Below are 9,327 nucleotides of genomic sequence, written 5' to 3'. Positions count from 1 at the left end.
ATTAGCAACGCTATCAGTCTTGGCAAGGGTGATCAGCGGTTCAACTACACGACGCAGCTCTTTTGCCTTGGGCAGAGTCGTCTTGATGATCTCATGACGAACCAGGGAGCTGGCCATGTTGCGGAACATTGCCTGACGATGGCTGCTGTTCCGGTTCAGTTGACGACCACTCAAACGATGGCGCATGACCTTATCCTTCTAACTAAATCTGTGAAACCCGTAATCTGGATTACTCGTCAGCGATGCTGGCGGGCGGCCAGTTCTCAAGGCGCATGCCAAGAGACAGACCACGGGAGGCCAACACGTCCTTGATCTCAGTCAGGGACTTCTTACCGAGGTTAGGAGTCTTAAGCAACTCAACTTCGGTACGCTGTACCAGATCACCAATATAGTGGATAGCTTCTGCCTTCAGACAGTTCGCAGAACGAACTGTCAGCTCCAAATCATCGACAGGACGTAGCAGAATCGGATCAAACTCGGGTTTCTCTTCTTTCTTCTCGGGCACGCTGACATCGCGCAGATCCACGAAGGCTTCCAGTTGCTCGGCCAAAATAGTGGCAGAACGACGGATGGCTTCTTCAGGATCCAGGGTACCATTGGTCTCCATGTCGATGACCAGCTTGTCCAAGTCGGTACGCTGTTCCACACGTGCTGCCTCAACATTGTAGGCAATACGAACGATGGGGCTGAACGCGGAGTCCAACAGCAGGCGACCAATAGGACGCTCTTCATCATCGTTGTGAACACGAGCAGAAGCAGGCACATAACCACGACCGCGCTGAACTTTCAGGCGCATGCTGATTTCAGCATTGGCACCTGTCAGGTGGCAGATTACGTGCTCCGGGTTTACGATCTCGACTTCATCACCGTGAGTGATATCACCAGCGGTAACGGGGCCTGTTCCAGACTTGGTCAGGGACAGAGTTACCTCGTCCTTGCCTTCCAGCTTCACAGCGATACCTTTCAGGTTGAGCAGGATTTCAAGAATGTCTTCCTGTACACCTTCTTTGCTGCTGTACTCATGCAGTACCCCGTCAATTTCGACTTCAGTAACTGCACAACCGGGCATAGATGACAGCAAAATACGACGCAGGGCGTTGCCCAGCGTGTGACCAAAGCCACGCTCGAGTGGCTCAAGAGTCACTTTCGCATGAGTCGGGCTAACTTGCTCGATGTCAACTAGCCGCGGTTTAAGAAAATCTGTTACAGAACCCAGCATTGTGTCCTCTCTTTAGAAGCTAGCTTTACTTGGAGTAAAGCTCGACGATCAGCTGTTCGTTAATGTCGGCAGACAGGTCGGAACGCTCTGGCAGACGCTTGAAAGCACCTTCCATTTTAGCGGCGTCAACCTCTACCCAAGTCGGCTTCTCACGCTGACCAGCAACTTCCAGGGAAGCTTTGATACGCGCTTGCTTCTTAGCCTTCTCACGAACGCAGATCACGTCCTCAGGGGAAACCTGGAAAGAAGGAATGTTCACAACGCGACCGTTAACCATGATGGCCTTGTGGCTCACCAGCTGACGAGATTCAGCACGGGTAGCGCCGAAGCCCATACGGTAAACAACGTTGTCCAAACGACCTTCCAGCAGCTGCAACAGGTTTTCACCGGTGTTACCCTTTTGACGGGCAGCGTCGCGGTAGTAGTTGCGGAACTGTTTTTCCAATACGCCGTAGATACGACGAACTTTTTGTTTCTCGCGCAGCTGAACACCGTAGTCCGACAGACGCGCTTTACGCGCACCGTGCTGACCAGGGGCGGTGTCAATCTTGCACTTAGAATCAATCGCACGAACACCTGACTTCAGGAAGAGGTCGGTGCCCTCACGACGGCTAAGCTTAAGCTTAGGACCGATATATCTTGCCATCTTCTTTCTCCAACAATCCTAGACCAAGTAGCTACAGCGTTATACGCGACGCTTCTTGGGAGGACGACAACCGTTGTGCGGGATCGGAGTCACATCAGTAATGTTAGTGATGCGGAAACCAGCCGCGTTCAGGGCGCGGATGGAAGACTCACGACCGGGACCCGGACCTTTGACCATGACTTCCAGGTTCTTGACGCCATATTCTTTGGCCATCTCACCAGCGCGCTCGGCAGCTACCTGAGCAGCGAACGGGGTGGACTTACGAGAACCACGGAAACCGGAACCACCAGAAGTAGCCCAAGACAGAGCATTGCCCTGACGGTCAGTAATGGTCACGATTGTGTTGTTGAAAGATGCATGAACGTGCGCAATACCGTCGCTCACTTGCTTTTTAACGCGCTTGCGAGCACGAGTCGGAGTTTTAGCCATTTTCTACCTTCCCGTTACTTCTTGATAGCCTTGCGCGGACCCTTACGGGTACGAGCGTTGGTCTTGGTACGTTGACCACGAACAGGCAGGCTACGACGGTGACGCAAACCACGGTAGCAACCCAGATCCATCAATCGCTTGATGTTCATGGAAATCTGACGACGCAGGTCACCTTCAACGGTGAATTTACCTACTTGTTCACGCAGACTCTCGATCTGAGCTTCGTCCAGGTCTTTAATTTTCACATTCTCAGCGATACCGGCTGCGGCACAGATGGCCTTGGAGCGGGTACGACCGACGCCATAAATCGCAGTCAAAGCGATGACTGCATGCTTATGGTCAGGAATGTTAATGCCAGCGATACGGGCCACTATTCACTCCTACATATAGTAGATTACGACCACCACAAAGCCCGTGAGCGGATACGTGGCGGTCAACCAATACACAACAAAAGTTGGCTGGCTATATTAGCCAGCACAACTATTTGTTGCAAGTACTAACCGTAAAAAATTAGCCTTGGCGCTGTTTATGCTTTGGCTCGCTGCAAATCACACGCACCACACCGTGACGCTTGATGATTTTGCAGTTACGGCAGATTGCCTTAACGGAAGCACGAACTTTCATTGCTTAACTCCGTAACTACGCCGACCTTTAGCGGCCGTAGCCCTTCAGGTTGGCCTTCCTCAGGACGTCGCCATATTGATGAGACATCATATGGGTTTGTACCTGAGCCATGAAGTCCATGATAACTACCACGATAATCAGCAGCGAAGTGCCACCGAAGTAGAACTGTACGTTCCAGGCAGTCATCAAGAACTGGGGTACCAGACAGATAAAGGTTATATAGAGCGCACCTGCCAATGTCAGGCGAGTCATAACCTTATCGATGTAACGTGCTGTCTGCTCGCCCGGGCGAATCCCCGGGATAAAGGCTCCACTCTTCTTCAGATTATCTGCTGTCTCGCGGGGGTTGAACACCAGCGCGGTATAGAAGAAGCAGAAGAAGATAATGGCTGCTGCATACAGCATCTCGTAAAGCGGTTGACCCGGCTGCAGGACCATAGAGACCTGTTGCAGGATATCAGCTACTTTACCCTCACCCTGACCAAACCAGGAGGTAATGGTCCCCGGGAAGAGGATGATACTGGATGCGAAAATCGCAGGAATCACACCAGCCATATTCACTTTCAACGGCAGGTGTGTGCTTTGCGCGGCAAATACCTGGCGGCCTTGTTGACGCTTGGCATAGTTAACGACGATACGACGCTGACCACGCTCCACGAACACCACAAAGTAAGTCACTGCGAAAACAATCAAGCCCAGCAACAACAACAGCAGGATGTGCAATTCCCCTTGACGTGCCTGTTCGGCCGTAGCGCCAATGGCATGCGGCAGACCAGCAACGATACCTGTGAAAATAATCAACGAGATACCATTACCAATCCCACGCTCGGTAATCTGTTCACCCAACCACATCAAAAACATGGTACCGGTGACCAGACTCACAACCGCTGTGAAATAGAATCCTAGACCCGGATTAGTCACGAGTCCATGCATCATATTCGGCAGACCGGTTGCAATACCAATGGCCTGGAAAGTTCCCAAAACCAGCGTGCCCCAACGGGTATATTGGCTAATCTTGCGACGGCCGGATTCACCTTCTTTCTTGAGTTCAGCAAGAGCGGGGTGAACCACTGTCAGCAGCTGGATAATGATCGACGCCGAAATGTACGGCATGATCCCCAACGCAAGAATAGAAGCACGCGAGAGTGCACCACCACTGAACATGTTGAACATCTCAATGATGGTGCCCTTCTGTTGCTGGAACAACTCGGCCAGTACGGCGGCGTCAATACCAGGAATCGGCACATAAGAGCCTGCACGGAAAACGATAATCGCCCCGAGAACGAAGAGCAGACGGCTCTTCAGTTCACTCAGACCACCCTGTGCTTTAACATCCAATCCTGGTTTCTTAGCCATTGTACTGATTATTCCTCGATTTTACCGCCAGCGGCCTCGATGGCTGCGCGTGCACCTTTGGTGACGGACAGACCACGAACGGTCACAGCACGGTCAATGTTGCCTGACAGAACAACTTTAGCGAACACGATGTTCTTAGTAACAACACCGGCTTGCTTCAGAGTGCTCAGGTCGACCACATCACCTTCTACCAGGGCGATTTCGTTCAGACGCACTTCGGCAGAAACCAAAGATTTGCGAGAGAAGAAACCGAACTTCGGCAGACGGATTTTCAAAGGCATCTGGCCGCCTTCGAAACCGTTGCGGACTTTACCGCCACCGGAACGAGAGGTCTGGCCTTTAACACCACGACCACCAGTCTTGCCCAGGCCGGAGCCGATACCACGACCACGACGTTGTTTTTCAGGCTTGGAACCAGCGGCCGGAGACAGAGTGTTCAGACGCATGCTTAGCCCTCCACCTTAACCATGTAATAAACCTGGTTGATCATGCCGCGTACGCAAGGAGTATCTTCCAGCTCAACGGTGTGACCAATGCGACGCAGACCCAGACCACGCAGAGTCGCCTTGTGCTTTGGCAGACGGCCGATAGAGCTGCGAGTTTGAGTTACTTTTACAGTGTTAGCCATGTCGCATTACCCCAGAATTTCTTCAACGCGCAGACCACGCTTGGCAGCGATCTGTTCCGGTGATTGACCGTGAACCAGAGCGTCTACAGTAGCGCGAACAACGTTGATTGGGTTGGTGGAACCGTAGGTCTTGGCCAGCACGTTGTGGATACCGGCAACTTCCAGAACAGCACGCATAGCGCCGCCTGCAATGATACCAGTACCTTGGGAGGCCGGCTTCATGAACACGGTGGAGCCAGAGTGAACACCACGCACCGGGTGGTGCAGAGTGCCGTTGTTCAACTCAACCTTGTTCAGGTTACGCTTAGCCTGTTCCATTGCTTTTTGAATAGCAGCCGGAACTTCACGGGCTTTACCGTAACCGTAACCTACACGGCCGTTACCATCACCCACCACGGTCAACGCGGTGAAGGACATGATACGACCACCTTTAACAGTTTTCGAAACACGGTTTACTGCAATGAGCTTTTCTTGCAGTTCGCCGGCTTGAGATTCGACTTTAGCCATCTTCGACTCCTAGCTTAGAACTGAAGACCAGCGTCACGTGCGGCAGCTGCCAGGGCAGCGATGCGACCGTGATACTTGAAACCGGAACGATCGAAAGATACGTTCTGAACGCCTTTGGCAATAGCACGCTCAGCGATAGCCTTACCTACAGCGGTAGCAGCATCTGCGTTACCGGTGTATTTCAGAGCTTCACTGATGGCTTTCTCTACTGTGGAAGCAGAGGCCAGAACTTCGGAACCGTTGGCTGCAATAACCTGCGCATAGATATGACGCGGGGTACGGTGAACAACCAGACGGGTAGCTCCCAGTTCCTGCATCTTTTTCCGAGCACGAGTAGCACGACGGAGACGAGCTGCTTTCTTGTCCATAGTGTTACCTTACTTCTTCTTAGCTTCTTTAGTACGCACTTGCTCGTTGGCATAGCGTACACCCTTGCCCTTGTAGGGCTCCGGAGCGCGGTAAGCACGGATATCGGCGGCGACTTGGCCAACCAGCTGCTTGTCGACGCCACGCAGAACGATTTCTGTAGCAGTCGGGCACTCAGCGGTCACACCAGCCGGCAGCGCATGCTCTACCGGGTGAGAGAAGCCCAGAGCCAGCGCAACAGCATTGCCCTTGATGGAGGCTTTATAACCTACACCAACCAGCTGCAGCTTGCGCTCGAAGCCTTGGGTAACACCGATTACCATGTTGTTGACCAATGCACGGGCAGTACCGGCCTGAGCGTCAGCACCAGCGATGCTGCTGCGCGGGGCGAACTTCAGTACATTGTCTTCTTTGGTCACTTCTACACCGGCGTGAATAGAGCGAACCAGAGAACCTTTACCACCTTTGATGGTCAGTTCCTGGCCGTTCAGAGTCACCTCTACGCCAGCAGGAATAGTGACGGGTGCCTTAGCAACACGAGACATTTCCTACCTCCTATTAAGCGACGTAGCAGATGATCTCACCGCCCATGCTTGCTTTGCGAGCAGCACGGTCAGTCATCACACCTTTAGACGTGGACACGATAGCAACACCGAGACCGCCCATAACTTTCGGCAGATCAGTAGTGCGCTTGTAAATACGCAGGCCTGGACGGCTTACGCGTTGGATCAGTTCTACAACTGGCTTGCCCTGGAAATATTTCAGTTCAATTTCCAGTTCCGGCTTCACGTCACCAGCTACGGAGTAGCCAGCGATGTAACCTTCTTCTTTCAGCACTTTGGCGATAGCCACTTTCAGCTTGGAAGAAGGCATGGAAACCGCAACTTTGCTCGCCGCCTGACCGTTACGGATGCGGGTCAGCATATCCGCGATCGGATCTTGCATGCTCATAAGTCTAACTCCCGAGATTCGTTACCAAGAAGCCTTCTTCAGGCCCGGAATTTCGCCCTTCATGGCATGCTCACGCACCTTGATGCGAGACAGGCCAAACTTGCGCAGGAAACCGTGCGGACGACCAGTAATATTGCAACGGTTACGCTGGCGGGACGGACTGGAATCACGGGGCAGCTGTTGCAGTTGCAGTACAGCATCCCAACGCGCTTCTTCAGAAGCGTTCATGTCAACGATGATAGCTTTCAGCTCGGCACGCTTGGTCGCGTACTTGGCTACCAGCTTGGCACGCTTTGCTTCGCGCGCTTTCATGGATGTTTTAGCCATAACCCTAACCTTACTTGCGGAATGGGAAGTTAAAGGCAGCCAGCAGAGCACGGCCTTCTTCATCGGTATTCGCGGAAGTGGTGATGGTGATATCCAGACCACGGACGCGATCGACTTTGTCATAGTCGATTTCCGGGAAGATGATCTGCTCACGCACGCCCATGGAGTAGTTACCACGACCGTCGAACGCTTTAGCGTTCAGGCCACGGAAGTCACGGATACGCGGTACGGAGATGCAGATCAGCCGTTCCAGGAACTCCCACATACGCTCGCCACGCAGGGTTACTTTACAACCTATCGGGTAGCCTTCACGAATCTTGAAGCCCGCAACAGATTTGCGAGCTTTGGTGATCAGCGGCTTCTGACCGGAAATGGCAGCCATATCGGCAGCAGCATTTTCCAGCAATTTCTTGTCAGAGATCGCTTCACCAACACCCATGTTCAGGGTGATTTTCTCGATCCGAGGGACTTGCATGATAGTCTTGTAACCGAACTGCTTGGACAGTTCATTTACTACATCGGATTTGTAGTAATCATGCAGTTTCGCCATCGTTAAACTCCAATTACTTCACAAGTTCGCCGGTGGATTTGAAGAAACGGACTTTTTTGCCGTCTTCAATCCGGAAACCAACGCGGTCAGCTTTGCCAGTGGCAGAGTTGAACAGCGCTACGTTTGATACATCGATGGGGGCTTCTTTGGTGACGATACCGCCAGCCTGACCCAGTGCGGGTACCGGCTTCTGGTGTTTCTTCACCTGGTTGATGCCTTCCACGATTACCTTACCTTTTGCAATCAGGACTTGAGTGACTTTGCCACGCTTGCCCTTGTCTTTGCCGGTAAGAACAATCACTTCGTCTTCGCGACGGATTTTAGCTGCCATCGTTCGACTCCTTACAGTACTTCGGGTGCCAGGGACACAATCTTCATGAACTTCTCATTACGCAGTTCACGGGTCACCGGGCCAAAAATACGAGTACCGATTGGCTGTTGGTTGTTGTTAAGCAACACAGCCGCATTGTTGTCGAAACGGATGACAGAGCCGTCCGGACGACGAACGCCTTTACGGGTGCGTACGACCACCGCGTTATACACATCACCTTTCTTCACTTTACCGCGAGGAATGGCTTCCTTGATGGAAACCTTGATGATGTCGCCGATGCCGGCGTAACGGCGGTGCGAGCCACCCAGAACCTTAATACACATTACACTGCGAGCGCCGGAGTTGTCGGCAACACCCAGCATACTTTGCATCTGGATCATCTTAGTGCTCCGCTTTGTTTACTTCTTATCCCTAATGGGATCTGGCTGCCTTCAAAAGGCGCGAAACTATAACACAGGATTTTCAGAAAAGGTAGCCTAAAAAACAAACGGCCCCTGAAAGGGGCCGCTTGGACTACAAAGTACCGATTAGGCCTTTTCTACAACGGCAACCAGGGTCCAGGACTTGGTCTTGGACAGCGGGCGGCATTCGCGGATTTCCACGAGGTCGCCAGCTTTGCACTCGTTGTTTTCGTCATGCACGTGCAGCTTGGTAGTGCGCTTGATGATCTTACCGTAGATCGGGTGCTTTACCTTGCGCTCGATAGCAACAGTGATGGACTTGTCCATCTTGTCGCTGATTACACGACCTTGCAGAGTACGGATCTTGTCAGTCATTACGCACCTGCCTTCTCAGTCAGTACAGTCTTGATACGTGCGACGTCACGACGCACTTGTTTCAGAGTGTGAGTCTGAGCCAGCTGGCCGGTGGACGCTTGCATGCGCATGTTGAATTGCTCACGCAGCAGGCCCAGCAGCTCCTGGTTCAGTTCTTCGACGCTCTTTTGACGCAGATCTTGGGCTTTCATCACATCACCGTCTTAATTACGAAAGTGGTCTGAACAGACAGCTTAGCTGCGGCCAGGGCAAACGCTTCACGCGCCAGAGCCTCAGGTACACCGTCCATCTCGTACAGAACCTTGCCAGGCTGGATCGGGCAAACCCAGTATTCCACGTTACCCTTACCTTTACCCATACGAACTTCGAGGGGCTTTTCGGTGATGGGCTTGTCCGGGAACACACGGATCCAGATCTTACCTTGACGCTTAACGTGACGGGTCATGGCACGACGGGCTGCTTCGATTTGACGAGCAGTCAGTTGACCACGGGATGTCGCCTTCAGGCCAAAGGTACCGAAGGATACTTCGTTACCAGAGGTGGCCAGACCGCGGTTACGACCCTTATGGGTCTTGCGGAATTTAGTACGCTTAGGTTGCAACATTTACCGAATCTCC

General features: G+C 52.6%; 20 protein-coding genes (1 of these 20 only partly in view). All 20 read right to left on the bottom strand.

The window, feature by feature from the left end; genetic code table 11:
* Window positions 1–186: the start of a 50S ribosomal protein L17 gene (gene rplQ, locus ACTG20_RS03025; RefSeq protein ID WP_005307999.1), read on the bottom strand. Its footprint begins 198 nt before the window's first position; 186 of the gene's 384 nt are visible here — the first part of the coding sequence; its start codon is at window positions 184–186; the stop codon falls past the left edge of the window.
* Window positions 187–229: 43 nt separating this feature from the next.
* Complete coding sequence (locus ACTG20_RS03020) at window positions 230–1,219, bottom strand: DNA-directed RNA polymerase subunit alpha (RefSeq protein ID WP_005307997.1); 990 nt, start codon at window positions 1,217–1,219, stop codon at window positions 230–232.
* Between the two features lie 25 nt (window positions 1,220–1,244).
* The gene (gene rpsD, locus ACTG20_RS03015; protein WP_005340600.1) at window positions 1,245–1,865 is read right to left on the bottom strand and encodes a 30S ribosomal protein S4; all 621 of its coding nucleotides are present in this window, start codon (window positions 1,863–1,865) and stop codon (window positions 1,245–1,247) included.
* A 39-nt stretch (window positions 1,866–1,904) separates the two neighbouring features.
* On the bottom strand, window positions 1,905–2,294 hold the full coding sequence (gene rpsK, locus ACTG20_RS03010) for a 30S ribosomal protein S11 (protein ID WP_005307993.1): 390 nt from the start codon (window positions 2,292–2,294) through the stop codon (window positions 1,905–1,907).
* A gap of 14 nt (window positions 2,295–2,308) precedes the next feature.
* The gene (gene rpsM, locus ACTG20_RS03005) at window positions 2,309–2,665 is read right to left on the bottom strand and encodes a 30S ribosomal protein S13 (RefSeq protein WP_005307991.1); all 357 of its coding nucleotides are present in this window, start codon (window positions 2,663–2,665) and stop codon (window positions 2,309–2,311) included.
* Window positions 2,666–2,804: 139 nt separating this feature from the next.
* On the bottom strand, window positions 2,805–2,918 hold the full coding sequence (gene rpmJ, locus ACTG20_RS03000) for a 50S ribosomal protein L36 (RefSeq protein ID WP_005319705.1): 114 nt from the start codon (window positions 2,916–2,918) through the stop codon (window positions 2,805–2,807).
* Between the two features lie 27 nt (window positions 2,919–2,945).
* Window positions 2,946–4,274: a preprotein translocase subunit SecY gene (gene secY / locus ACTG20_RS02995; RefSeq protein WP_005340602.1), complete on the bottom strand. Its 1,329-nt coding sequence runs from the start codon at window positions 4,272–4,274 to the stop codon at window positions 2,946–2,948.
* An 8-nt stretch (window positions 4,275–4,282) separates the two neighbouring features.
* Entirely contained in the window at window positions 4,283–4,720 is a 438-nt protein-coding gene (gene rplO / locus ACTG20_RS02990; RefSeq protein ID WP_005340604.1) for a 50S ribosomal protein L15, read from the bottom strand.
* A 2-nt stretch (window positions 4,721–4,722) separates the two neighbouring features.
* On the bottom strand, window positions 4,723–4,902 hold the full coding sequence (rpmD, locus tag ACTG20_RS02985) for a 50S ribosomal protein L30 (RefSeq protein WP_005307985.1): 180 nt from the start codon (window positions 4,900–4,902) through the stop codon (window positions 4,723–4,725).
* Window positions 4,903–4,908: 6 nt separating this feature from the next.
* Window positions 4,909–5,409 (bottom strand): 30S ribosomal protein S5, encoded by a 501-nt coding sequence (rpsE, locus tag ACTG20_RS02980; protein WP_005340605.1) that lies wholly within the window; start codon window positions 5,407–5,409, stop codon window positions 4,909–4,911.
* A 14-nt stretch (window positions 5,410–5,423) separates the two neighbouring features.
* Complete coding sequence (gene rplR, locus ACTG20_RS02975; protein ID WP_005340606.1) at window positions 5,424–5,777, bottom strand: 50S ribosomal protein L18; 354 nt, start codon at window positions 5,775–5,777, stop codon at window positions 5,424–5,426.
* 9 nt (window positions 5,778–5,786) lie between these two features.
* On the bottom strand, window positions 5,787–6,320 hold the full coding sequence (gene rplF / locus ACTG20_RS02970; RefSeq protein ID WP_139739779.1) for a 50S ribosomal protein L6: 534 nt from the start codon (window positions 6,318–6,320) through the stop codon (window positions 5,787–5,789).
* Between the two features lie 13 nt (window positions 6,321–6,333).
* Complete coding sequence (gene rpsH / locus ACTG20_RS02965; protein WP_005307980.1) at window positions 6,334–6,726, bottom strand: 30S ribosomal protein S8; 393 nt, start codon at window positions 6,724–6,726, stop codon at window positions 6,334–6,336.
* Between the two features lie 21 nt (window positions 6,727–6,747).
* Entirely contained in the window at window positions 6,748–7,053 is a 306-nt protein-coding gene (gene rpsN / locus ACTG20_RS02960; RefSeq protein ID WP_005340609.1) for a 30S ribosomal protein S14, read from the bottom strand.
* A gap of 10 nt (window positions 7,054–7,063) precedes the next feature.
* Window positions 7,064–7,603, bottom strand: a complete 540-nt coding sequence (gene rplE / locus ACTG20_RS02955) for a 50S ribosomal protein L5 (RefSeq protein WP_005331162.1) — start codon at window positions 7,601–7,603, stop codon at window positions 7,064–7,066.
* A gap of 13 nt (window positions 7,604–7,616) precedes the next feature.
* Window positions 7,617–7,934, bottom strand: a complete 318-nt coding sequence (gene rplX, locus ACTG20_RS02950) for a 50S ribosomal protein L24 (RefSeq protein WP_005307977.1) — start codon at window positions 7,932–7,934, stop codon at window positions 7,617–7,619.
* A gap of 11 nt (window positions 7,935–7,945) precedes the next feature.
* Window positions 7,946–8,314: a 50S ribosomal protein L14 gene (rplN, locus tag ACTG20_RS02945; RefSeq protein WP_005307975.1), complete on the bottom strand. Its 369-nt coding sequence runs from the start codon at window positions 8,312–8,314 to the stop codon at window positions 7,946–7,948.
* Between the two features lie 147 nt (window positions 8,315–8,461).
* Window positions 8,462–8,710, bottom strand: a complete 249-nt coding sequence (gene rpsQ / locus ACTG20_RS02940; protein WP_005307966.1) for a 30S ribosomal protein S17 — start codon at window positions 8,708–8,710, stop codon at window positions 8,462–8,464.
* The gene (gene rpmC, locus ACTG20_RS02935) at window positions 8,710–8,901 is read right to left on the bottom strand and encodes a 50S ribosomal protein L29 (protein WP_005307965.1); all 192 of its coding nucleotides are present in this window, start codon (window positions 8,899–8,901) and stop codon (window positions 8,710–8,712) included. The genes rpsQ and rpmC overlap by 1 nt, the downstream gene beginning before the upstream one ends.
* Window positions 8,901–9,314, bottom strand: a complete 414-nt coding sequence (gene rplP / locus ACTG20_RS02930; protein ID WP_005340612.1) for a 50S ribosomal protein L16 — start codon at window positions 9,312–9,314, stop codon at window positions 8,901–8,903. The genes rpmC and rplP overlap by 1 nt, the downstream gene beginning before the upstream one ends.
* Window positions 9,315–9,327 lie beyond the last annotated feature (13 nt).

The organism is Aeromonas sp. 84A (genome assembly GCF_051919345.1).
GTDB lineage: Bacteria > Pseudomonadota > Gammaproteobacteria > Enterobacterales > Aeromonadaceae > Aeromonas > Aeromonas veronii.
The sequence above is the reverse complement of the archived record's forward strand: the minus strand, read 5'-3'. Positions and strand labels throughout refer to the sequence as shown.